We start from the raw sequence: 23,042 nt of genomic DNA, 5'->3' as shown, positions 1-23,042 counted from the left end.
TTTTTCAGCCTTTACTGTTCTTCCGCTCTTCGAGAAATCGAAACCTATTGAGTTATGCTGAATTTTAAAATTGCACCTATTGTACAAGCGCCACTGATTCTCCTGATCGCGATGATCAGTATGCAAAGCAGTGGTTCCTTTGCCAAATATCTGTTCGGTCAGTTTCCCATTCTGACCGTTTCAGCCATGCGTCTGCTTTTGGGTGCTGTAATTTTGGCATTGATTTTTAAAATTTGGCAAATTCATTTCAGACAGATCAAGTGGCCGGCCATTCTCAGTTATGGTCTGGCCCTGGCAGGTATGAACTTATTGTTTTATCTGTCGATTGATCGCTTGCCGCTGGGCATTGCGGTTGCTTTTGAATTCATTGGCCCTTTAAGTGTGGCGCTGTTTTATGCGCGGCAAAAATTTGATTTTGTCTGGGTCGGATTGGCGATTTTAGGCCTGATTCTGCTGTTTCCCTTTGATCAGGCTGCACAGCCACTTGATCCGGTCGGGAGTCTATTTGCCCTAAGTGCGGGTGCCTGTTGGGCGCTATACATCGTCGCTGGGCAAAAGCCTTCCGGGGTTTCCGGCAACCATACCGTGTGCTTGGGCATGTTGGTCGGGATGCTGGTACTGATGCCAATTGCGCTTTTTGCTGGCATTCCTGCGCATACCTTTGAACCCATCAGCCTGTTATATTTCATGGCTCTGGCTGTGCTGGCCAGCGCCCTGCCTTTTACCCTGGAAATGATTGCCCTGCGAAATTTAACCGCCTTGAGTTTTGGTACTTTGATGAGTCTGGAACCTGCAATCGCAGCACTCTCTGGTTTTATCTTCTTGGGTGAAACTTTATTGTGGACACAATGGCTGGCACTGGCCACGATTATTAGTGCTTCAATTGGCTGTACGGTGACCAGTCAAAGACGAAAACATTGAATAAAAATAAAGGCGCTATAGCGCCTTTATTTAAGATACCTTTATTAGAATCACTTTAACGTGGTGTTGCATCTTTAATCGCCGTATTTAATACAGTGGCTGCTGTCACATTATAGCCATCACATGCAAAAGCAAGCTGCTCATAAGTGTATTCTGTCCATTTGATCATTAAAGGACTGGCATCATTTTCCTTTAATTTGTCTAAAGCCACTTTTCGTGATTGGGCAACATAATCGTTGTGATCAATATGTTCTCCATGTTCCGAGAACGCACTGTTATAAATTCCTCCTTGATATTCGATCGCACCAAAATATTTGTAATATTGCATAGCAGCATCTTTATATTCTGCCTTTTTATATTTCAAGCCAGCCATGGTGCCATCTCGAATAGTTTTTGCCAGCTCCTGGACAGACGTTTGTGCCTGCCAATCAGCCAGCGTGCGATAGTCAGTTTTTGTTTCCGGATCAAATTCAATATATTCTTCTTCCGGATGTTCAGCCTGAAGACGGAAACATTTAGATCCATTCGGGAATGTGCGCGCCTTCTGCAAATCAATAAAATTGGCTGCAAACTCATTATAATATTTACGGTCAGCGGCTGTCGTATTATCACTATTAAATAACACTCTGGTTGCAGCATCCTCATACATTTTCACCACAGCAATATTGGTACGTTCAGTTAATGCTTTTCCTGACAGGTCGTACCACTCTATATGCCGATGATTACTGATGTTGTTCTCCGGTAGGGTCACAGGACGACTCTTAAATTGAGTGGTCGTATTTTCCAGTACTTTTTCCAGCTTATAGCCGAATGCTGTACGGGTCCGATCTGCAGGGAACACCCCTTTAGCGGTGACATAAGTCGGGAACACCATGTTCTCCTCAATATTATATTCAGTATCCACGACACTGTTATCATCTGCATATAATATGCCGTCAGTAATTTTATTTTTATGACTGGCCAATAGAAGTTTTTTCGACTCCATGTCTGCTGCATCAGCATTCGGCAAGTTGAACTGATAGTTGTAGAATTCCGACACTGTGTCTGATGCTCCATCACCTGGGGTTCCAGGATTGTTCGGATTACCAGGATTGCTCGGAGCCGGTTGGCTAGGGACTGGTGTATTATTATCCGAATTATCAGAGCTACCACATGCTGCAAGCATACAGCCCAAAATGGCGCAAGAAAGTATTCGTAATTTCATTATTATCTACCTTATTATTTTCATTGTTATTTTAATGCTGCCCCGAATTGGGATCTAAGATATTTTAATAAATATAAAAATAAGATCAAATTAAAAATTGATTAATTTGTAACCACACCTGAGGTAAGTTTAATTTTGAATTTAAAACTTCACATATTTGATTGAGCTAAAATGTAAATTGATTATCTCCAAACTTAAGTTGCATTCACAAAATATTGCTCTGGCCTACTCAGCAAAAATCAACCAGTTTGCTATAATTTCATTTCTTTCTATTTCTCATTTTCACCCGCTCTGGGTAGAAGCTGCTTCCATGCCAAACGCCCAACTTCTTGCCGTATTCTTCATGGTCTTGTCCATGACTTCGTACCAGATCAGTGCATCTTTTGCCAAACAGCTGTTTAGTGTACTGGATCCGATTACTGTCACCATTTTAAGACTCTGTTTTGCTGCAATCATTGTCTGCGTCATGTTCCGCTCTTGGAAAATAATTTCACGTTTGCCTTTTTTAAAATGGCGGGATTTACTCTGCTATAGCGCGGCTTTAGGGGTCATGAATATTTTATTCTATCTGTCACTTGGTCGTTTACCGCAAGGCATTGCAGTAGGTCTGGAGTTTATTGGCCCTTTGGGACTGGCTCTACTGTCGATTAAACACCGTAGTGATTATATCTGGGTATTGATGGCCATTTTGGGCATCGCGCTGATGGTGCCATGGGGACAGGCCAACAGCAGTAATTTTGACCTGTTGGGCGCAGCTTGTGCCTTGGGGGCAGGTTTCTGCTGGGCGCTGTATATTTTCTTTGGCCAACGTGTAGTTCAGCAGAATATCGGCATGCATGCACTGACCATTGCCATCAGTATTTCAGCGTTGTGTCTGCTGCCGATTGGTCTCTACAACAACGCACCCGCATTGATTGATACACAACATTGGGGCAAGGCCATTGTGATTGCAATTCTGGCCACCGCGATTCCTTATGCCCTCGATTTAAAAGCCTTACAGCATTTAAACAAAATGAGCTATGGCACCCTGTCCAGCCTCTCTCCGGCTTTAGCGGCTTTGACCGGTTTTCTGTTATTGGGTGAGAAAATCACGGTACTGCAAGCGGTCGCTCTGGTGTGTATTATGCTGGCCTCTGTCGGTGTGACAGTACGTGCCGCGCGTCAAGGAGCTGCAGAACGGAATGCATAAAGCCTGGTTGGAATCAGGACAACTGACTCAATATTTTCATTCATTTTTGTGCTTTCTCCCTTTAGGAGAAATACCTCGGAGAAATGAATCCGGATAAAAAAGACGGCTGTAGCGCCATCTTTTTCATTTATTCGATTTAAAGTTAAAATTTAGCTTTGTACCAGCATATCTTTTTTCATGTCTTTATAACGTTGATATTCATTTTTGTACTGCACTGCTAAAGCGGTCTTTTGCTCTTCACCGAGAATTTTACCCGCCTGCTGAAAGAAACCATGTTCCTCTTCTTTTAAGTGGTGATGCACTTTTTCGGAAAGCTTTTTGGCAATTGCAATCCAGCCCGGATTACTCAATTCTGTTGCAGTCAGCTCTTCAATCATCTCGTCCATTTCATGATGTTCGGCCAAGGCATGCCGGGTGATATTCAAGCCCGAATCGGTCATCATCAGGGGAATATAGAAATAACGGTCTTCAGCCGCTTCATGGGCAAATAATTCATTCTTGAGTTGTTTGAACAGCTCACGACGTTCTGCTGTATCCCCTGAAGTTTGTAGTAATTTTTCTGCAAGATCACGCTGAATTTCATGACTTTCTCTTAATGCTTCAAAAATGGTGGTCATCTAATTTTTCTCCTGTTTTCGCCCTGCCTTTTTACATCATAGAAAGAAAATGGCATGGGTTCAGGAGGTTTTATAAGTACAAATTGTATAAAAAACTTTAATATTGAGAATGGTTTACATCTATTCTTATATAAAGAACATCTGATAGGCCATCCGGCAAATCAGTAAACTGACCAGAATCAGGAATAAAATCCGGATAAAGCCACTGCCATATTTAAAGGCTAATTTGACACCCAGCAAGGAACCACAGATATTGGCCACCGCCATCATCGCCCCGACCATAAATAGCACATTGCCGCTGGGAATAAAGAAAGTTAACGCTGCCAGATTGGTGGTGAAATTGGCAATTTTAGATAAAGCTGAAGCATGTAAAAAATCGACACTTAAATAACGAATGAAAAAGAAAATAAAGAAACTGCCCGTACCCGGCCCGAAAATTCCGTCATAAAATCCGATGGCCAGACTGCCCAAAACTGCCAATGCCAACATTTTCTTGGTGAGCTTTTGCTGAACATGCACCTGACCAAACTGCTTTTTCATCACGGTATAAATCGCGATGACAATCAGCATGATCAATACAAAAGGTTTGAGGATTTCGACCGGAATCAAGGTGACACTGGCCGCGCCAATAAACGAGCTGATGAAACTGCAAGTTGCAATCACGCCCAAGAGCAACCACGGCAGTTTTACCTGACGCAAATAGGAAAATGCCGCAGAGCCAGTACCAAAAATCGAGGCCAGTTTGTTGGTACCAAATACGGTAGCCGGCTGTAAATGCGGCAGACTGCCCATAATTGCCGGAATCTGGATCAGACCACCACCGCCTACAGCAGCATCAATTGCCCCTGCAAAAAATGCAAAGACAATCAGGCTGATGATGATCTCAATATCCATATTTCAGACCTTGCTTAGAGGTTTAAGACGCGTTTTGGCACCAGTCGTTTTTTATCACTAATTTCCGCCAGGCCTAAACATTTTTCACCATCAAAAACCAAGACCTGTTCAGCTGCATCGTGCTCGATATTACTTTCCATGCCACGGCTAAAATATTCTGCCCGCCCTTCTGGCACTTGGATTTGCGGGAAATGTTGCACCGGTGCATAAGCCGGCAACAACAACCTATCACGCTCGTCTTCATTCAAGCTTTCCAGATATTCAATGGTATAACTCGGGATCAAATCAAAATGACCGGTTTTAATGCGGTGTAAATAGGTCAGATGACCGTAAGTACCCAAGGCTTTGGCAATATCTTCACCGAGTACCCGGATATAAGTCCCTTTAGAGCAGGTAATATCCAGCGTGATGCTATTTTCAGTAAAGGATAAAAGCTCAATGGCCAGAATGCTAATCGGGCGCGCTTCACGTTCAATCTCGATGCCCTTACGTGCCAGTTCGTATAAAGGACGACCTTCTTTTTTCAGCGCCGAATACATCGGTGGCACTTGCTGGATATCACCGATAAACTGTGTCAAGGTTTCTTGAATCAACGCTTCCGAAAGTTCAGGAACCGCTTTTTCTAATAAGACTTCGCCTTCGACATCGCCGGTGGTGGTGCTATGTCCAAGAAAGACCGTCGTTTGATAACGCTTGACTGAATCTAATAAATAATGCGAAAACTTGGTCGCCTCACCTAAACATATCGGTAATAAACCCGAGGCCAGAGGATCCAGTGCCCCGGTATGGCCTGCTTTTTGCGCACGATACAACCAGCGAACTTTTTGCAATGCAGCATTAGAACTAATGCCCAAGGGTTTATTCAAAAGGAAGACACCACTAAGATGACGACGCTGAATTTTAGGAGATGATGCTTTCATGGCAAAAAATCAGACATTTTATAAATTGGCGCCATGGTAAAACCCTGTGCGATGATTTACAACTTTTCTATGGTATCTGATGATTTTTATGGCATATTCAGCCGAATCAAAACTCTAAAAATAATGAAACCGAAAAAACAGGTGCATAGGATATGCAGAAATACAAGATATGGATCATTCTGGCTCTGGTGGTGCTGTGCTTTATCACCCTGATGCTCTGGTTATCTCCTCAGAATGAATCACAGACAGAGACTATTGGCCAATCACCTTTTAGTGAACGCCGCGGCGAACCCACTGCATTAAGTATAACCAGCCCGGCCAATGCAGCGTTTTCCAGTGCCAGCCAGCAAGATACCGAAATCAATTGCCAGATGCAGCTGGATGCGAGTAACCGTCTGACCGTCAATGAACAGACTCGAAACTGTTTTGAATATTTTATTACCCAGTTTGGTGAAAAAAATCTGGCACAGATTCAACAGGATTTTAAAACTTACATTCGCCAGAATCATAAAGAACCCGCTCTCTCACAAATTCTGGATTTATGGGATCGCTATATTCAGTATCGTCAAGGTTTAGGCCAACTGACTGCACCGACAGGCCTCGATCAGGAAGATCCGGCCTATTACCGCAGCATCTATAGCAGCACCCAGAATTTGCGTAAACAATATTTTTCTAATTATGAAATTGAAGGTTTATTTGGTACCGAAGACACCTATCATGAATATACGCTTGACCGTATGGCCGTGCTGGCAGACAACAGCTTAAGCGAGTCTGAAAAAGCCCAGAAGCTCAAAAATCTGTTTGAACAATTACCACAAGACTGGCAGGAAAATCTGGAACAACTGAATAAACTCGAAGATTTACGCAAACTCAGCGCAGACATTAAAGCGCGTGGTGGCTCAAATGTAGAGATTCGTCAAATGCGATTAAACCTGGTCGGCCCTGAAGCCACGCAACGTCTGGAGCAACTGGATGGCGAACGTGCTAGCTGGAAATCCAGTGTCACGACGTATCTCAATGAACGGGATAGCATCATGCAAAGTGGCATGAGTGACAGCGCCAAACAGCAAGCCGTCGAGAAGCTGCGCCAGCAACGTTTTCAACAGCCGAATGACCAGCTGCGGGTCGAAACCTTTGAACAGATTCATGATCAAGGCGGCAAGTTGCCCTTTGCGAATTAAGCCTAAAAGCCATCACCTGTTGATGGCTTTTTTTATGATCCTCATATCGAAAGCTTTATGCCTTCATATCTCCCACCCTAACTTTGTTTCTAAATATTTCTTGTTTACACAAAATAACCTCAATGAGTGTTTTGTATTTCAACAACTTAAAATTTAAATACAGCCGTAAATAAAACATATTCTTACAATGTAAATCTCTTCTCTCTGTCGTGTCCTAAAATGACATGGTTTTAGCGCGTTGAAGTGAAAAAATACCGCTACTTAAAAGAAAAATTGCTCAACCATAGAAGGCCAAAACTGTATGGTCCAAAGTCTGATTTTGTGGCTTACAACACTCTAGAAAAGCAATGATTGCTTTAATAACGATAAAATTAAAAAGGGATGCTTATGCGTACTTTCAGCAAGACAGCACAGTTACTGACTGTGACTTTAGCAACAACTCTGGGATTAAGCTTTTCTGCACAGGCCCATGCCGCGGCAAGTGCGACACAGGTTACTGAAAAGGCAAGATCTGATTATGCCAAAACCAAATATCCTATTCTGATGGTACATGGCTGGCTAGGCTGGTCACGTATTGGCACCGACAGCATCGGGCTGGATTACTGGTATCAGATTCTACCGGATATGGCACGCAATGGTTCTACCGTCTTTGCTGCACAGTTGTCTCCGGCAAATAAGACAGCACATCGCGGTGAACAGCTGATCAGCCAGGTTGAAGATGTAATAGCAATCACCGGCAAACACAAAGTTAACCTGATTGGTCACTCTCATGGCGGGCCAACCGTGCTCTATGTCGCTGCCACTAAACCAGAATATCTGGCATCGATTACAGGCGTTGCTGGTACCTATCATGGTTCTAAAGTTGCTGACGATATTCAAAACAATAGTTTAAGCCGCACCGCGTTTAATATTTTAGGTGACTATATTGTGGGACCTTTAATTGCACTCGCTCAGCTTAAACCTGAATTAGAAATCGATTTTGATGCATCGATGAAATCACTAACCCAAACAGAATCAAAAAACTTTAATGCAACTGTTGCAAAAGAAGCAGTCAAAGACGGCGTTTTAGCAGCGACTGAGAACTGTAATAAAAACCTCAAACCTAAAGATTCTAAAGGTATTTATTACTATTCATGGACAGGTGTAGCACAAGCCACCAATGCCTTAGACATCGATACGATTTTAATGCAACTGGGCCCACTGTCTTATGGCAATAAAAACAATGATGGTATGGTCGCACGTTGTAGTGCTTATATGGGCAAAGTGATTAATGACAATTACAAACTCAATCATACCGATCTTGCCAACATGATGTTTGGCTTGAAAGGTCTATTCGCCCCAGATCCGGTGACTTTATACCGTCAGCATGCCAACCGCTTAAAGCTGCAAGGTTTGTAAGCGGCTCGCCTTTATCGGGATTGATAAAGGCTTTGCTATATAAGCGGTCATCATTTTCCCGGATGAAGCAGAGATAGAATAATGAAAACAATAAGCCTGGTATTCAGTCTATTTATTGGATTCAGTTGTTCCTTGGCTTATGCCAAGCAGAGTCCATTGATTGAATATACACCCAAATTCGCTATATCCAGCTACACCAAAACCCATTATCCGCTCATCTTTGTCCATGGCTTCGGTCTGGGCTTTAACCGCATTGGAACCGATAACATCGGTTTAGATTATTGGTATCAGATCCCGCAAGATTTAGCCCGTCATGGTGCGCGTGTATTTTCCGCGGAATTATCTGCGGTTGCATCCAATGAACTACGTGGTGAACAGCTGTTACTACAAATTGACGAAGTTCTTGCACTGACGGGTAAAGCTAAAGTCAATCTGATTGGACATAGTCAAGGTGGACCAACCATTCAATATATTGAAGCTGTTGCACCTGCCAAAGTGGCTTCACTGACCGCAATTGCAGGTGCGATGAAAGGCACACCTGTTTTTGTCAATGCCAGCCAGACACCTTTACTAGAACCGCTGATTCATGCCATTGGAACAATTCTGGGCTACAGCATGAATCTGGTAACAGCAAATCAATATCCGGTAAATATCACAGCAGCCTTAAGTGCCATGCATCCTGAAGACATTCGAGCCTTCAATATAAAATACGGTTCTGCTGCGATTCCTGAAGACTGTCAGACCCAAGGCATGAAGATCACAGCCAATGGCATTCATCATTACTCTTGGATGGGCAACCGGCAAGCCACCAATCCTCTGGATATCATTGAATCGACTATTGTCAGTTTAGGCGGGACTTTCTTGAAAGGTGAAGCCAATGATGGCGCTCTACCTTTATGTAGTGGACGTTATGGTCAGATCATTCGTCAAGACTATGCCCACAATCATTTCGATGAAGTGAACCAGTTCTTCGGCATTTTAGGGCCTTTTGCCCAAGACCCGATTGCACTCTATCGCCAACATGCCAACCGGCTCAAACTGCAAGGCTTATAAATCATTCAATGTTATCCATCAATCATAATTTTTAAATACAGCAACTTAAAACCTAACTCGCCCGTTTCGGGTGGGTCATTTGACAAAGCAGGATAAGAATCATCCTGTCAAAACAACAAAAATGAGGAAAATATATGAAATACGGCTTATTCATCACCAGTCTGCTGCTGGCTGGCACATGTGTCACGGCTCAGGCATCCACTCAAGCCAGTCAGGTCACAGCGAAAGCCAGCTCACACTATGCCAAGACCCAATATCCCATCGTGTTTGCACACGGGATGGCAGGCTTTATCCGGGTCGGAACAGATCAGTTTGGTCTGGATTACTGGTATCAGATTTTACCGGATCTGGCCCGCAATGGTGGCAATGTCTGGGCGACCCGAGTATCGCCGTTTAACTCATCAGAAATTCGCGGTGAACAACTCTTAGAACAAGTGAAGGAAATTCGGGCGATTACAGGCGCATCTAAAGTCAATCTGATTGGTCATTCTCATGGTGGTCCCACGATTCGTTATGTCGCTGGTGTAGCGCCTCAACTGGTTGCCTCTCTGACTACGGTCGGTGCGCCGCATAAAGGCTCACCAGTTGCAGATCTGATTCTTCAGGCAGAAGATACGCCACTACAAGGCCCTTTGGTCGGTGGGATTAATCTGGTGTCTAAAGCCATCACTTGGGCCCAAGGACTGGATCCAAACAGCTTCCCGCATGATTCTCTTGCAGGTGGTCGCAGTCTGACACTGGCAGGATCGGCACAATTTAATCAGAAATATCCGCTGGGAATGTCAAGCACGACCTGTGGCGAAGGTGCCTATAAACAGAATAATATTTATAACTATTCATTTACCGGCACTGGCACAGTGACCAACATTCTCGATCCCGACTCTGCTTTGAAAGTCACCAGCCTGCTGATTGATGGTGGCAAGGACAATGATGGTCTGGTCTCTCGCTGTAGTGCCAAATTTGGTAAAACCATTCGTGATAACTACAACTGGAATCACTTAGATGAAGTCAATATGGTCTTGGGCCTGAAAAGCATCTTTGCCCCCGACCCGGTCGATGTGTATCGTCAACATGCCAATCGATTGAAACTGCAAGGCTTATAGTTCTTATATCAATATTAGGATATAAAAAATGCGCCCAAAGGCGCATTTTTTAACTCGAGATAAAACTTAACTTGAGCCTAAACTTAAGAAGCTTTAACTTTACGAGCTGGTAATTTTTCACGGATACGTGCAGCTTTACCAGACAATTCGCGTAGGTAGTAAAGTTTAGCGCGACGAACGTCACCACGACGTTTCACTTCAACTTTAGCAACGATTGGAGAGTGAGTTTGGAATACACGCTCAACACCAACACCGCTAGAAATTTTACGTACTGTGAACGCAGAGTTCAAACCACGGTTTTTCTTCGCAATTACAACACCTTCAAAAGCCTGAAGACGCTCACGGTCGCCCTCTTTAACTTTTACAGAAACAATCACTGTATCACCTGGTGCGAAAGCAGGGATGTCTTGTTTCAATTGTGCATTTTCAATTACTTGAACTAAAGGATGCTTACCGCTCATGGGGTATCTCCAATAATGCGAGTCAGAAGAGGTCTGATCATCGCGGGGGCTAGAGGCTAAAGCGCATAGACCCGATTATCTTTCCCTTTAAAGTTGACCATCTCAACTTTAAAGAGCCTATTAAAGAATACTTAAACTCAATTTAAGTACCGTTTTCGAAGACAGCACCAATTTCTCAGCAATGTCTTACAAATCTTTCAGCCATTTTTTTTGCTGCTTGGTCAATTCTACTTGTTCGACCAGTTCAGGTCGACGTTCAAGTGTTCGCTGATAACGCTGCAAAAACCGCCATTTTTCAATGTTTGCATGATGACCTGATTTAAGTACCTCAGGCACATCCAAACCTTCAAACTGGTCAGGCTTGGTATATTGTGGGCAGTCTAACAGACCATCCACAAAGGAGTCTTGCACATGAGATTGTTCATCAGACATCGCCCCCGGAAGCCTCCGGATAATACTGTCTAATAAAACCATCGCTGGCAGTTCACCACCCGACAAAACATAATCACCAATTGACCATTCCTGATCAACATATTGCTGGATCAAACGTTCATCGACCCCCTCATAACGCCCACACAGTACAATCAATCCGTCATATTGAACGAAGTCCTGTACCGCAGCTTCATTTAAGGTCTTTCCTTGCGGTGACATATACACCACAGGAACCTGAACTGCACCTGCTTCACGAGCAAGCTCTTTGGCACGGTGGATTGCTTGTGCCAAAGGCTCCGCCATCATCACCATACCCGGACCACCACCGAATGGACGTTCATCCACCCGTTTGTAGTTGCCCGTCGCAAAATCGCGAGGATTGATACAATGAATTTGCATCAAATCACGTTTTGCTGCGCGCCCGCTAATACCGTAGGCTGTAATCGCTTCAAACATTTCAGGAAAAAGCGTAATGACTGCAAAAAACATCGCAGACTCCCTTATTTCCAAAAAGTGTTAGTAGTCTACGCCCCAATTGACGTAAATACGACCAGCTTCAAGATCAACGCGTTGTACCACATCTTTATGCCATGGAATCATGCGCTCTTCGCCATCGATACTGTCGGCAGTTGCGCGAACCACCATCACATCATTGGCACCTGTTTCAAACAGTTCAAAAATTTGACCGAGATTAATTTCTTGATCCTCATCATTCAGACCTAACACTGTTAGACCCTTTAAATCAGACCAATAATATTCATCTACACCCGCTTGAGGCAGTTGCGATTTAGCAATCCAGACATTGGTGCCAACCAGTTGGTCTGCCCCAGTGCGATCACTCACACCTTTAAGCGAAACAACCAGGCCTTTACCATGTGGTTTCCAACGTTTTACATCAACAATTTGCCAACCTGCTTTGGTCTCAATGTACCAAGGCAGATAGTCAAATATGTTGCTCATGGGTTCTGTATTGGAATAGACCCAGAGCCACCCATTTAATCCATATGCTGAACGTAGCTGTCCAATCTGAATACGATCTTCGGGAACATTCTGTGTTGGTGTCATGGGCAATCTACTACCATATTAAACAGCAGTTGCAGCTTTTTTAGCTTGAGCAGCTAAAGAAGCAACGCGATCTGAAGGTTGAGCACCTTGAGAAACCCAGTGAGCAAAACGGTCAGCATCTAAACGAAGTTTTTCTGCTTTACCTTGAGCTGTCGGGTTGAAGAAACCGATACGTTCGATGAAACGACCGTCACGTGCATTACGGCTATCAGTTACAACGATTTGATAGAACGGACGTTTTTTAGCACCACCGCGAGTAAGACGAATAACAACCATGATAGAACCTTATAGTTTTTACGGATTATCCCTGCACCGACCACCGATACATTTCAAACCCCTTTCATAGAGGGCAGTATTTTACTTGAACTTTGCCCTGAATGAAAGATTAAAAATTGGTTGGCTACAAATTTGGATTTGTTTTAGCGGCCGTCCCAGTTAGAGGTGGCTGTAGGTGTACATGGAGTTGAGGTTTTTTCCCAACACTTATTGCCAAAACTATCCAAAACAATCGTACCATTTCCAGTTTGAGAGGTATTATTTTTAGGGGTAGCCGTCAGTTGCCAACTTGATGAGGTGACAGATAAAGTCAAATCATAAAGTGGAGTATTTCCTTGTGGAGTCACACTACTACCATACACTGTATTAAGTGTTGCACTGGCATAGTTTCCATGTGTGACTTTAAACTTAGCAAGATTATTTGCAATTACCATCATTTCAGCTTGGGCATCTACACGATGTGTTCGTACTTTATAATTTTGATAAGATGGATAAGCAATGGCTGCCAAAATTCCAATTATAGCTATAACAATCATTAGCTCAATTAAAGTAAATCCTTGTCGATAAAACATCACCAATCCTCTCGTGTCGCACATTTTTCGTAGCCCGTGATGCTGGATTTTTGCTTGCAACGTACCCCCGTACTGGTGAGTAAGTAATTAAAATTTTGAGAATCACTACTTACTGCTTTAATCGCCCATGCATTTCCAAGTGCATCATCTTCTGTTAAAAGAGGGTTACCATCTCCGTGATCTACAATTGTCAGTGTATAACTTGGGTTAAGAATCAATGTCTGTGTTCCAGAATTGAAATTTGTTCCACCTGTATATAAATAACTTGCATTAAATCCTTTATAACTAAAATTACGTGATTTAAATCTTTGTAGTTGTTCTGATAATTTTCCCATTTCTTGTTGTGCCTGTGCAGCAACTCCTTTACGGATGAAATATTGGTACGAAGGAAAAGCAATCGCTGCAAGAATTGCAACTATAACCACAACGACCATCAGTTCAATCAGGGTAAAACCCTGATTGAACTTAGATAGATTAAATATTGAGCTCTGATTCTTTCGCATCGTATCATTCCATTCTCGCATAACGCTCAAACCAACGATTTGGAATGAAACGGATTGACCCACCAGCAGGAATAAACTTTTGCCCAACCTTACAGTCCGTACCTTCACATGGACTACAATTTTCCCCCTCACAAATATCATCCGGATCAGGCACAACAATTGATTTAGTATTACTGCCATCTACTGAACCAACATTCAAACCGATAATACCTGCACCCAAATTATATTTATAATTTGCATTTTCTGGACAAACACCTGTTGGAAGACATAAGCGTTGAGTGAAACTATGCCCTTTTACGCCTGCACCACAACTCGAAGTTGTACCATTGTTTGAAGCATCATACATCGTGACGTAAAGGCTACCTTCCATAGCAATCATGGGTGTTAACCCTTTGATAATGCCCGGTCCAGCCTCACTTGTACCATTAAATTTCTTCTCGAAATGGTAGTACCAACCACCCCATCCACTATCAGGATCTGCTACAGCCCCTTTAACTAAAGTTTGTTCTGTATCATTTCGCACAACTTTATTAATATATTTTAATTTAGTTGTAGAAGCTTCTTCATCTTTAGCTGCCAGTGTTCTTGCACCTGAATTTGTATTTGGGAAAAACTTACCATTAGGGTGAATATCATAATCATAGATTGCATACACCCCATCATATGCAAGTCCTAATGTGTCTTTTTTACCTGTTGTAGAAGGTGAATCGGTCGTTCCAAGAAGCGGTGAGCTTTTATTTCCTGAAATGAAGCTAGCTACAACAATATGTGCACCTTCTTTTTTATGAGCACTATGGTGAGCTGTAAAAACAGGTGCCATATAAAAACGAGGGCTAGTACCATCTGCCTGATGCAAATCTAATATTTTATTAACTTGGGAGTTAAAGCTATCTTTAGTTCCATTAAAATCCACACGGAATGCTTGTCCAGCCAAATCACCAAAATATAGATGATCTATAAGCCCATCATTATTACGGTCAATTGTTTTGATATCACTTACTACGCTGTATTTCAAATCATTATGTGCTGCATGTTCAATATCATCACCTTCTCCATTGTCTGCTGAATCTGCATACCATAAAAGATCACCATTATCGGCATCAAACATATAGACGCCAGAACCTTTTTTATTATCTTGGGCATAATCATAGTGTTCATAGCCTGCATAGCCTGTACGTATTCCATTAACATACAAACCGTCTCCATTATCACCACCTGCATCGTAGCCACCGCCGACAAACATGACAAGTTTACGCTGACCTTTCCAGTTAATATATTCTAGTTTTGGCTTAGACCAACTTTGAGCCATATTTTCTATTGCAGCAAACTCCTTACCATCAGGATTATCTTTTGAATAAACTTTACCGCTTGATGGATCGATATGGAATTTTAGTTTTGGATTATCGATATTTGTTAAATCCAAAGAGTAATAACTTCGACCTCCCATACGCATCCCTCCATATACCCACTGCTTGCCATCAAAATTTTCATTTTCAGCAGGGGTTTTACCTAGAATTGCACGTGATGCGCCTTTCACGGTCAAAGTACCATCATTTTTAGTGACATATACTGTATGGGCAGCCCATTCTCCATCTAAACCATAATATAAAGCATCTTTACCGCCTAGCAAATTACCCGCATTCACTTTAAAGGTTTCAGCTTGCTTTTCTATCATTTCTTTAGGAACAAAGCTGAATTTTTCTTTACCACTAGAGGCATCTACTACAGTTAATAAACCTTGAGTTGTCCCAAACATAATATAGTCCTTGCGACCAGTCGAACTAATCTGGACTTTTCCAGTTGTTGCATTTTTTTCAGCAACTGCCTTACCTTCTTGAGTCAACAACACAGGTAAAGAGTGGTAGATACTACCCATTTGGCGTAAATTTTCTTCTGCAGTAGCTGTTGATAAATCTAAATTATTTGTATCTGTAGAATCAGAAATATTGATTCCAAGAAGTGCCATTAGACTGCGAACACGATCAGCATCATCTGTTTTTGTTTTTTCGTCAGTTGTATAGTCATAGCTAATTTGTTTAAGATCAAAATCTCTAGTAATTTGCTCATCTTCATCTGCAGTACCATCAAAATTATATTCTGTCAGCAATTTACGACCAGCGTTTGTGGTTGCTTCTCCTTTATCGTTTACATCATTAACTAGTCCCAAAAGAAGCTGACTTAAAACACCACCTTTTTTGAAAATTGGTGTGTTTTCACCATACGTTACTTCGGTTTTGGCCCAATCATCATTCAGATCCTGTAATTTACTTTTCTTAACGACGGCAAATGCACTCCCACCCGATTTAGATGAATAAATCCCTCCATTCACAACATAATATTTTTTAAGATTACCAAACCAGAGCTGCTGCCTATCAGAAGGATTTACTTTTGGCTCAAACTGTGGTGAGTAAGCAAAAGGCTGGATAACTTCAGGATTTAGAGCATCCATTGGAATAGTAGATGAACCTGTACTCATACTTGGCACATCTTTATTCAATGTAGTAATAAAATCATTAATACTTTTAGCTACATCTTCTGGGCTTGAACCAGAGATCCATCCGCCTCCTCCAACGTTACCCCAATCTTTTGCATCTTTTACGTCATCAGTTTCTGTACCACCAGCTCCAAAACTACTACCAAAACCCACTACCGCAGTTTGAATTTTGACATTTGCTGGATTTTTTTCTGGATCTAATAGGGCCTGTGCGAATTTACCTACGCAAGCCCATCCATTCTCTACCCGATCGTAAGCTGATCGTTTGCCAAGAGGACTACTTAAACAGCTAAACTCATTACCTTTAGAACCTAATGCTGTCTTCATTAAACTGTAGGCAGTGCCACTTTTTCCATCTTCACCTGTAATTACTCCTCCAGGTTGTGGCTGACCATCTGTTAAAAAATAAATCCCTTGTCCACTACATTCTTTTTTCGCTGAATTATCTTTTTGAGAAGTAATTGATACTGGTGCATCATATTTATTATCTTTAATAGAATCCGATACAGATAATTCAAATCCCGAATAATTTTCTGGACTTGGACCAGTATAGTAGTAGCCATTATATGAATAATTTTGACCATTACTTCTATAATTGAAAGTAGAAGAACTACTATCTTTAGTATACCCGGATGGCGCAGTAAAATTTACTCCATCATTATACCAATAATTCCAGCTAGTACATTCTGTTATACTCCATACATTGCTAGAGCATTTCGCATAGTTTCTTTTACTATTAGTTACCCTTCCATCATCCATACCGAAATACACTTTCAAGTTCGTTGGCATATTAGTAACTGTGGTCGTTCCTAATAAATATGCTGCTGCCTCAGCATATGCATATGGTGTAGGAGTACCATTATTTGCCTTTAAATCTTTTAAAGTAGAAAGTAAAAGATCCCTTTGTGTTGTATTTCGAACTTCATCCTTATATTTTGTAACTGTCTCAGTATATGACTCCGTGCGATATCTTGTTTCTTGTTTTGTAGTATCTATTTTTTCTCCATATTCTTTACAATCATTTTGATTTCCTTCACTACAGTTTTGAATAAATACAGATGTATTAAACCTACTAGGCTCATCAGGAGATCCTGTTTTAGTTGTTTTTGGATCCCATCTCGAACAATCTTTATTATCGGTACCATTCCATTGATCACAAGTTCTATAATATATTTTAGTGCTCTTTCCACTTTTATTAGAATAGATACGCCATAATGTTTTCTTATAAGAATAAGGGACATCTACTATATATGGAACTTCTCTTGTTTTTTCAACTAGTTCTTCATAAGGAACTTGGACTGTATAAGTACTTAATACCTCCCCTAATGCACGTGCAGGTATACGAATATATCCATTAGTTCCAGCAAAGGTCGATAATCCTAAAATAATTTTACCATCAATTTTTGGTACTGGCGGGTTACCTAATAATGCATACCGCAAACCATCCTTTAAACGAGTTAGACGATCAAAACAACGGTATGAATTATCGGCCTGCTTTTCACAACCTGGTATCCATTTTCTGTCAACATGACCTTCAGGATGGGACCAGTAACCTGTAACTTTTGGCCTAGTATTGGCATTTGACGCTGTAACTGGACAATAATAACGTGTGTAATAAGTTGTAGTAGTTGTATCTGAACTAACGTTAGATTTAGAACCTACACAGACTTCATAGTCTTCTTGTATGCTCATAGAAGTATTAGAGTAGCCATCCCCATACCCCATACTTCCTGATAAATCTAGCATCATCATCAATGTAGTTGCGCCTACACTATCTTCCGGAATTTTATAAATTTCCAGATCCGCAGCATAATTCAATGTGCTTGTACAAATTAGAGTCGTTAGCGCAGCCGTAATAACACTGACTTTGAATTTTTTCGATACATCTATAATGTTCATTTTTTTATCCACTACATCATCGTGGTGAGCTTTTCTCAAATTTAGTTTTCTCATGATATTCCCTTATGATGCACGTACTGGCTTCATGGTGTATTCCATTTCTTGTGTACTGTATGGAACATTGACACTGGCCAGACAATCGGTAACTGTTTCATTTTCAATTACTTCATCTTCAAAACTTGTGCGTTCAGATAAACATTTATTAATAGCTGAACTAGAACTTTCACTTAATTTTGGAATAAGAGAGGTTGCAGTAATTACAACTTTTTGTATACCTGTACTTTTTGAAGTTTCTTTATCATCGCCTTCCATGAGATGCTCCCAATCGCGATCACTTGAAGCTGCACGGATACTAACTTGAGTAATGACAGCACTACGTCCACTTAAAAAATCCCCTAAACGATTAACTTGACAGAAACCATTTTTCCCCATTTCAGTGTTCTTGATGGTCGTACCTTCCCAATAAATAACACTTGCAATACGACTTCCCACAAAGTTATCTGGAGTTTCACCGCGAATACAGAAAACAAGTTCTTTACCTTTATTTTCAGGTCTTAAGGTATAGTTCAGCATGCCATCACCAATACGCATGTTTGTAAAAGCAAGTTCATCATCAGTTTTATTTTCTAAAGTAAAAAAAACCGAATCACTGGTTTGTTTAAGCAATGCTTCTGCTTGAGCATTTGTTGCAATTTTTAAAGATATGATACTACCTCGGATAGCCCAGGTTCCAACCAATGTTAGAAGGACGAGCATCACTAACACTACAATTAAGACAGCCCCTGATTGAGTATTTCTAGGATTCCTACTCATGATTACTTCTCCCCCTACTCAATTCCAAAGCCGTTGCGAATAGCAATTGTTTGGGTCACAATACTGCGTAAATATAGGTTATTCTTATTGTCTGGCTTAAGCATAGCGCTTATATTCAATACCTTATATGATTGATCCCCATCAAAAAACTCATTATTTCCCACTGTGTCTGTAGAACGTACTAATAAACCAATTTGTATTGAGACAATTTGTGGTTTTTCCCCTGTTAATGCTCGATAGTCCTCAATATCCATATAGCTAAAACAATCCAGACGAGAATCTGCTGCAATATTCTCCGTTACGTCCTCTTCTTCACCATCTTCGTTTGGAACTTTTTTAGTTGTGGTAATTGCATTACAATCTGCATTCGCACCATCATATGCCACACCCAAACGCACACTAAAGTGATCGACTCGTGGAATAATAATTTCCCCATTCCCACTTAAGCCATTTAATGTCGTATTTGTTTTAGCAGTATCCTCTGTATAACGAGTTGCCTTACAAGCCAATGCCAAAGGTTCATTTGGGTCATTACGATTTGTGTCTTTTCGCAAAAAATAACGCTCTACCACATAATCACTTATGGTTAGTCCCGTACCTTCACAATCAAATTGATTAGGTGTACTTACTTTATATTGGATAACTAATTGATCACTTTCTTGATCTTTTAAATTGGACTCACCGATTCCACCACGGGATAACAAATCATCACTAATGGTGAAATTTAAACTCCCATCTGATTTTTTATTATTGGAAATATTAGAAGGCGATAATACAACTCCACCATATAAAACATCATCATTAATAAATGGCTGAGAAGAATTCAAATTAGCTAATCGAATAGAATTAATGACTGAACCTAGTCCAAATAAAGCTGAACTTTGTAAATTCATCATAGCTTGCTGTACAGTTACACTACGTTGACTGGTTAAAAATAACTGTAATGCAATGGCACTAATTAATAACCCCAATACAATTGATATCATCAATTCAACTAATGTAAAACCACTCTGTTTAGTATAGATTCTCATATTAAAATGCCTCCATAACTAAACATTTAGAATTCACAATGTATGCGCCGGTATCTGTATCAACACAGTTACTAAGATCTGAGGCAGTAATACTAGTTTTTCCCCATGCAACATATATGCAATTCAAAGTACTTTTTACACAATTTTCAACAATTATTGTTTGTCCATTATCCGAAGCCTTAGCCAAAATTTCTGTAGCATCATGTTGTGCCATCAGGGTGGAATTACATTTAGGAATTGCTAGACTTTTAGGTGTTGTAATATCATTAGTACCAATACACGTATCTATCGAGACAACATTGTTAATTGCATTTTTATAATCAGATAAGGCTGTACGATTTACCCTCATACGTTCAGCTAAATCTCGTGCATTATTCATTGCGACCGTATACTCAGTTGCCTCTTGGGCTGCATCCATTGCTCTTAATTGCAAAGCCGAAAATCCCAGCACCCCCAAGGCAAGTATAAATAAAGCAACTAATACCTCCATTAAACCAACGCCCTTTTGATTCGTACTATTTATCATCAACATACACCCGTTTTTATACTATCCACTGTGCCAGTTTTCGAAACAAAAATAGTTTTGCTTGTTTTAATTTTGGAATTACACAAAGTAAATTCTAAAGGCACGATTTGAGGGATTTTTCTTGGATTATTATCTGGATCTGTATCACATGGTGTTGATTTAGCAGGTGGGACTGGATTACAAACCGGATTGTCTACGAACTTTTCACGCTGCTTTGCGGTCCCCAATCCTGTGAAAATAACATCAATTGCATCACTTGTTAGTTCAATATCATCATTTGGAGAGATCCAAGAAAATGTAGTTGCCGTATTTGCAGGGCATACAACATTTATCTCACTTGTACTTGGATCTGTTTCTGTCGGGCAAGTCAATTTAATCGTAATATTTTTCCGTAATGAAATAGCTTGCCCCCTTGCTTCTCCAAAAACTAAAGCAAAATCTCGAGCGGTAGTATCCAGCTTTCTCTTTGCAATCAAATCCCCAAACGAAGGCGCAGCCATCATGGCAACAATCGCCAACACTGCAATCGTCACCATCAGCTCAATTAACGTAAATCCTTTATTCTTTTTCATCCCGCCCCCAAAGCAACAAAACTTTACCCTATTAAAAATAATATCTCACTTAATTACAAAACATACACACAACAGATAAAAGGTATAAAAAAACAGATAATTGCCAAAAAGCAATTATCTGTCAATTCCTAAAAAATTCAGAATGTTAAGTGCTTAACACTTTAGGCTTGAGTTACCGGAATACGTAACTCTTTGGGTAAACTAAATGTAATATTCTCTTCACGACCATCCAACTCTTTAGGTGCTTGGGCACCCCAATCCTGTAAACGCTGAATGACTTGTTTAATCAGAATTTCTGGTGCAGAAGCTCCGGCGGTTACTCCAATCTGGGCATTTTCTTCAAACCATTCCTGTTTGAGTTCATCGGCATTATCAACCAGATAGGCCGCTTTACCCATACGTTCTGCCAACTCACGCAGACGGTTGGAGTTCGATGAGTTTGGTGAACCGACAACCAGCACCACATCACAACGCTCAGCTAGATCTCGTACTGCATCCTGGCGGTTTTGGGTGGCATAGCAAATATCATCTTTACGCGGCCCTTGAATCAGCGGGAACTTTTGGCGTAAAGCGTCAATCACTTTTGCGGTATCATCAATCGATAAGGTCGTTTGCGTGACAAAAGCCACTTTTTCAGGATGATGCACAGTTAAGGCAGCAACATCTTCTTCATCTTCGACCAGATAAATTTCACCACCATTTTTCTTGTCATACTGACCCATGGTACCTTCGACTTCAGGGTGACCTTCATGACCAATCAGAATGGCTTCTACGCCTTCACGCGCATATTTGGTCACTTCAATATGCACCTTGGTGACCAATGGACAAGTTGCATCAAAGACTTTTAAACCACGGCGTTCGGCTTCAAGTTGTACCGCTTTGGAAACACCATGTGCGCTAAAAATCACAATATTGTCATCGGGCACTTCATCGAGTTCATCGACAAAGATCGCGCCACGCTGACGCAGGTCATCGACTACAAATTTGTTATGTACCACTTCATGCCGCACATAAATCGGTGGATTAAAGCATTCTAGGGCACGGTTCACGATCGCAATGGCACGATCTACACCAGCACAAAAACCACGTGGGTTGGCTAAAACAATTTCCATAGAATCCTCAATACTCACACCATTTTTAGCGGTTCAATTGAAATAAATGTCAAACAATCGACTGGTAACTATTTAGTTTAAAGCCGGTCTACTCTAAAATAGAGAAGATATTTTATCATATCAGGAAAAATATCATGTCGGGTCTCTTGTTTGTCGTTTCTGCAGCGTCTGGAACAGGCAAAACATCCCTTGTTAAAGCCCTACTTGAGCGTGTCAATAACCTTCACGTTTCTGTGTCCCATACCACACGCGGTCAACGACCTGGTGAACTCGATGGCGTGCACTATCATTTCTCCCAGAAAGACGATTTTTTAAATCTGGTCAATGAAGGTGGTTTTATTGAATACGCAGAAGTATTCGGTAATTACTATGGTACCGCGCAGGCGACTGTTAAAGAACAATTGGCCAAAGGCCATGATGTGCTGCTGGAGATTGACTGGCAAGGTGCACAACAAGTCCGTCGACTTTTTCCTGAATCTCAACAAATTTTTATCTTGCCACCAAGTCAGTTTGACCTGCGTGAACGTCTGTCTAACCGGGGTACCGACACAGTTGATGTGATTGAACATCGTCTGAGCTGTGCAGTGGAAGATATGCAGCAATATAGCAACTTTGACTATATTATTATCAATGATGACTTTAACAAGGCACTGCATGATCTCGAAGCGGTCATTATCGCCAACCGTTTAACCTTGTCGCAGCAAGCCAACCGTCATGAAAAACTGATTCAGCAACTGATCACACCCACTGAACAGTGATTAAAACTTGAGTCTATAGACAAAGCCTTTTATACTGTGCAGTCTGTT

At 41.2% G+C, this 23,042-nt stretch carries 23 protein-coding genes; 7 read left to right on the top strand and 16 right to left on the bottom strand.

Annotated features, from left to right (window positions below):
• Positions 1–54: 54 nt before the first annotated feature.
• Positions 55–921 (top strand): EamA family transporter, encoded by an 867-nt coding sequence (locus KT990_RS10325; protein ID WP_218208764.1) that lies wholly within the window; start codon positions 55–57, stop codon positions 919–921.
• A gap of 55 nt (positions 922–976) precedes the next feature.
• On the opposite strand, the gene KT990_RS10320 is transcribed toward KT990_RS10325, so the two are convergent.
• Positions 977–2,125, bottom strand: a complete 1,149-nt coding sequence (locus KT990_RS10320; RefSeq protein WP_180071971.1) for a hypothetical protein — start codon at positions 2,123–2,125, stop codon at positions 977–979.
• A gap of 310 nt (positions 2,126–2,435) precedes the next feature.
• On the opposite strand from KT990_RS10320, the gene KT990_RS10315 reads away from it, so the two are divergent.
• Complete coding sequence (locus KT990_RS10315) at positions 2,436–3,314, top strand: EamA family transporter (protein ID WP_074383605.1); 879 nt, start codon at positions 2,436–2,438, stop codon at positions 3,312–3,314.
• 149 nt (positions 3,315–3,463) lie between these two features.
• Here KT990_RS10315 and KT990_RS10310 read toward each other — a convergent pair whose 3' ends face one another.
• The 3 genes from KT990_RS10310 to truB all read right to left on the bottom strand — a co-directional run bounded on the left by KT990_RS10310 (position 3,464) and on the right by truB (position 5,745).
• Positions 3,464–3,931 (bottom strand): hemerythrin domain-containing protein, encoded by a 468-nt coding sequence (locus KT990_RS10310; protein ID WP_005168802.1) that lies wholly within the window; start codon positions 3,929–3,931, stop codon positions 3,464–3,466.
• Positions 3,932–4,057: 126 nt separating this feature from the next.
• Positions 4,058–4,825, bottom strand: a complete 768-nt coding sequence (locus KT990_RS10305; protein ID WP_218208763.1) for a sulfite exporter TauE/SafE family protein — start codon at positions 4,823–4,825, stop codon at positions 4,058–4,060.
• Positions 4,826–4,839: 14 nt separating this feature from the next.
• Positions 4,840–5,745 (bottom strand): tRNA pseudouridine(55) synthase TruB, encoded by a 906-nt coding sequence (gene truB / locus KT990_RS10300; protein WP_100329377.1) that lies wholly within the window; start codon positions 5,743–5,745, stop codon positions 4,840–4,842.
• 152 nt (positions 5,746–5,897) lie between these two features.
• Between truB and KT990_RS10295 the strand changes: the two genes are divergently transcribed.
• The 4 genes from KT990_RS10295 (at position 5,898) to KT990_RS10280 (ending at position 10,480) form a co-directional block, all read left to right on the top strand.
• Positions 5,898–6,926: a lipase secretion chaperone gene (locus KT990_RS10295; protein ID WP_218208762.1), complete on the top strand. Its 1,029-nt coding sequence runs from the start codon at positions 5,898–5,900 to the stop codon at positions 6,924–6,926.
• Positions 6,927–7,313: 387 nt separating this feature from the next.
• Complete coding sequence (locus tag KT990_RS10290; RefSeq protein WP_218208761.1) at positions 7,314–8,324, top strand: lipase family alpha/beta hydrolase; 1,011 nt, start codon at positions 7,314–7,316, stop codon at positions 8,322–8,324.
• Positions 8,325–8,405: 81 nt separating this feature from the next.
• Positions 8,406–9,377 (top strand): esterase/lipase family protein, encoded by a 972-nt coding sequence (locus KT990_RS10285; RefSeq protein WP_218208760.1) that lies wholly within the window; start codon positions 8,406–8,408, stop codon positions 9,375–9,377.
• A 134-nt stretch (positions 9,378–9,511) separates the two neighbouring features.
• Positions 9,512–10,480, top strand: coding sequence for an esterase/lipase family protein (locus KT990_RS10280; protein ID WP_180076110.1), 969 nt, complete (start codon positions 9,512–9,514; stop codon positions 10,478–10,480).
• An 83-nt stretch (positions 10,481–10,563) separates the two neighbouring features.
• Here the strand turns inward: KT990_RS10280 and rplS are convergent, their stop codons facing one another.
• The 12 genes from rplS to ispH all read right to left on the bottom strand — a co-directional run bounded on the left by rplS (position 10,564) and on the right by ispH (position 22,236).
• Positions 10,564–10,941, bottom strand: coding sequence for a 50S ribosomal protein L19 (gene rplS / locus KT990_RS10275; protein WP_005094271.1), 378 nt, complete (start codon positions 10,939–10,941; stop codon positions 10,564–10,566).
• Between the two features lie 186 nt (positions 10,942–11,127).
• Positions 11,128–11,862: a tRNA (guanosine(37)-N1)-methyltransferase TrmD gene (gene trmD / locus KT990_RS10270; protein ID WP_180041057.1), complete on the bottom strand. Its 735-nt coding sequence runs from the start codon at positions 11,860–11,862 to the stop codon at positions 11,128–11,130.
• Between the two features lie 27 nt (positions 11,863–11,889).
• The gene (gene rimM / locus KT990_RS10265; protein WP_074383613.1) at positions 11,890–12,438 is read right to left on the bottom strand and encodes a ribosome maturation factor RimM; all 549 of its coding nucleotides are present in this window, start codon (positions 12,436–12,438) and stop codon (positions 11,890–11,892) included.
• A gap of 18 nt (positions 12,439–12,456) precedes the next feature.
• A complete protein-coding gene (gene rpsP / locus KT990_RS10260; RefSeq protein ID WP_005094274.1) occupies positions 12,457–12,714 on the bottom strand; it encodes a 30S ribosomal protein S16 in 258 nt (85 codons plus the stop codon).
• A gap of 143 nt (positions 12,715–12,857) precedes the next feature.
• Complete coding sequence (locus KT990_RS10255) at positions 12,858–13,286, bottom strand: type IV pilin protein (RefSeq protein WP_218208759.1); 429 nt, start codon at positions 13,284–13,286, stop codon at positions 12,858–12,860.
• Complete coding sequence (locus KT990_RS10250) at positions 13,286–13,789, bottom strand: type IV pilin protein (RefSeq protein WP_218208758.1); 504 nt, start codon at positions 13,787–13,789, stop codon at positions 13,286–13,288. The genes KT990_RS10255 and KT990_RS10250 overlap by 1 nt, the downstream gene beginning before the upstream one ends.
• A gap of 4 nt (positions 13,790–13,793) precedes the next feature.
• Entirely contained in the window at positions 13,794–18,236 is a 4,443-nt protein-coding gene (locus KT990_RS10245) for a hypothetical protein (RefSeq protein WP_218208757.1), read from the bottom strand.
• A 9-nt stretch (positions 18,237–18,245) separates the two neighbouring features.
• A complete protein-coding gene (locus KT990_RS10240; protein ID WP_218208756.1) occupies positions 18,246–18,995 on the bottom strand; it encodes a PilX N-terminal domain-containing pilus assembly protein in 750 nt (249 codons plus the stop codon).
• 14 nt (positions 18,996–19,009) lie between these two features.
• Positions 19,010–20,026, bottom strand: coding sequence for a PilW family protein (locus KT990_RS10235; RefSeq protein WP_218208755.1), 1,017 nt, complete (start codon positions 20,024–20,026; stop codon positions 19,010–19,012).
• A gap of 1 nt (position 20,027) precedes the next feature.
• Positions 20,028–20,552, bottom strand: a complete 525-nt coding sequence (gene pilV / locus KT990_RS10230) for a type IV pilus modification protein PilV (RefSeq protein WP_416378409.1) — start codon at positions 20,550–20,552, stop codon at positions 20,028–20,030.
• Positions 20,552–21,124 carry a pilus assembly FimT family protein gene (locus tag KT990_RS10225; protein ID WP_218208753.1) on the bottom strand — a complete coding sequence of 191 codons (573 nt, stop codon included), beginning with the start codon at positions 21,122–21,124 and terminating at the stop codon, positions 20,552–20,554. The genes pilV and KT990_RS10225 overlap by 1 nt, the downstream gene beginning before the upstream one ends.
• 161 nt (positions 21,125–21,285) lie before the next feature.
• Positions 21,286–22,236: a 4-hydroxy-3-methylbut-2-enyl diphosphate reductase gene (gene ispH / locus KT990_RS10220; protein WP_005168840.1), complete on the bottom strand. Its 951-nt coding sequence runs from the start codon at positions 22,234–22,236 to the stop codon at positions 21,286–21,288.
• Positions 22,237–22,370: 134 nt separating this feature from the next.
• Here ispH and gmk point away from each other — a divergent pair, with 134 nt between their 5' ends.
• Positions 22,371–22,994 (top strand): guanylate kinase, encoded by a 624-nt coding sequence (gmk, locus tag KT990_RS10215; protein ID WP_005094292.1) that lies wholly within the window; start codon positions 22,371–22,373, stop codon positions 22,992–22,994.
• Positions 22,995–23,042 lie beyond the last annotated feature (48 nt).

This window comes from Acinetobacter sp. F9 (assembly GCF_019195275.1).
Taxonomy (GTDB): Bacteria; Pseudomonadota; Gammaproteobacteria; order Pseudomonadales; family Moraxellaceae; genus Acinetobacter; species Acinetobacter pseudolwoffii.
The sequence above is the reverse complement of the archived record's forward strand: the minus strand, read 5'-3'. Positions and strand labels throughout refer to the sequence as shown.

Coding starts and splice junctions, on each gene's coding strand:
- KT990_RS10240 (WP_218208756.1), bottom strand. CDS start 18,995: ATGAGTAGGAATCCTAGAAATACTCAATCAGGGGCTGTCTTAATTGTA.
- KT990_RS10255 (WP_218208759.1), bottom strand. CDS start 13,286: ATGTTTTATCGACAAGGATTTACTTTAATTGAGCTAATGATTGTTATA.
- KT990_RS10235 (WP_218208755.1), bottom strand. CDS start 20,026: ATGAGAATCTATACTAAACAGAGTGGTTTTACATTAGTTGAATTGATG.
- KT990_RS10325 (WP_218208764.1), top strand. CDS start 55: ATGCTGAATTTTAAAATTGCACCTATTGTACAAGCGCCACTGATTCTC.
- rplS (WP_005094271.1), bottom strand. CDS start 10,941: ATGAGCGGTAAGCATCCTTTAGTTCAAGTAATTGAAAATGCACAATTG.
- gmk (WP_005094292.1), top strand. CDS start 22,371: ATGTCGGGTCTCTTGTTTGTCGTTTCTGCAGCGTCTGGAACAGGCAAA.
- KT990_RS10290 (WP_218208761.1), top strand. CDS start 7,314: ATGCGTACTTTCAGCAAGACAGCACAGTTACTGACTGTGACTTTAGCA.
- KT990_RS10320 (WP_180071971.1), bottom strand. CDS start 2,125: ATGAAATTACGAATACTTTCTTGCGCCATTTTGGGCTGTATGCTTGCA.
- trmD (WP_180041057.1), bottom strand. CDS start 11,862: ATGTTTTTTGCAGTCATTACGCTTTTTCCTGAAATGTTTGAAGCGATT.
- KT990_RS10285 (WP_218208760.1), top strand. CDS start 8,406: ATGAAAACAATAAGCCTGGTATTCAGTCTATTTATTGGATTCAGTTGT.
- KT990_RS10315 (WP_074383605.1), top strand. CDS start 2,436: ATGCCAAACGCCCAACTTCTTGCCGTATTCTTCATGGTCTTGTCCATG.
- truB (WP_100329377.1), bottom strand. CDS start 5,745: ATGAAAGCATCATCTCCTAAAATTCAGCGTCGTCATCTTAGTGGTGTC.
- pilV (WP_416378409.1), bottom strand. CDS start 20,552: ATGATAAATAGTACGAATCAAAAGGGCGTTGGTTTAATGGAGGTATTA.
- rimM (WP_074383613.1), bottom strand. CDS start 12,438: ATGACACCAACACAGAATGTTCCCGAAGATCGTATTCAGATTGGACAG.
- ispH (WP_005168840.1), bottom strand. CDS start 22,236: ATGGAAATTGTTTTAGCCAACCCACGTGGTTTTTGTGCTGGTGTAGAT.
- KT990_RS10310 (WP_005168802.1), bottom strand. CDS start 3,931: ATGACCACCATTTTTGAAGCATTAAGAGAAAGTCATGAAATTCAGCGT.
- KT990_RS10280 (WP_180076110.1), top strand. CDS start 9,512: ATGAAATACGGCTTATTCATCACCAGTCTGCTGCTGGCTGGCACATGT.
- KT990_RS10250 (WP_218208758.1), bottom strand. CDS start 13,789: ATGCGAAAGAATCAGAGCTCAATATTTAATCTATCTAAGTTCAATCAG.
- KT990_RS10295 (WP_218208762.1), top strand. CDS start 5,898: ATGCAGAAATACAAGATATGGATCATTCTGGCTCTGGTGGTGCTGTGC.
- KT990_RS10225 (WP_218208753.1), bottom strand. CDS start 21,124: ATGAAAAAGAATAAAGGATTTACGTTAATTGAGCTGATGGTGACGATT.
- KT990_RS10245 (WP_218208757.1), bottom strand. CDS start 18,236: ATGAGAAAACTAAATTTGAGAAAAGCTCACCACGATGATGTAGTGGAT.
- rpsP (WP_005094274.1), bottom strand. CDS start 12,714: ATGGTTGTTATTCGTCTTACTCGCGGTGGTGCTAAAAAACGTCCGTTC.
- KT990_RS10305 (WP_218208763.1), bottom strand. CDS start 4,825: ATGGATATTGAGATCATCATCAGCCTGATTGTCTTTGCATTTTTTGCA.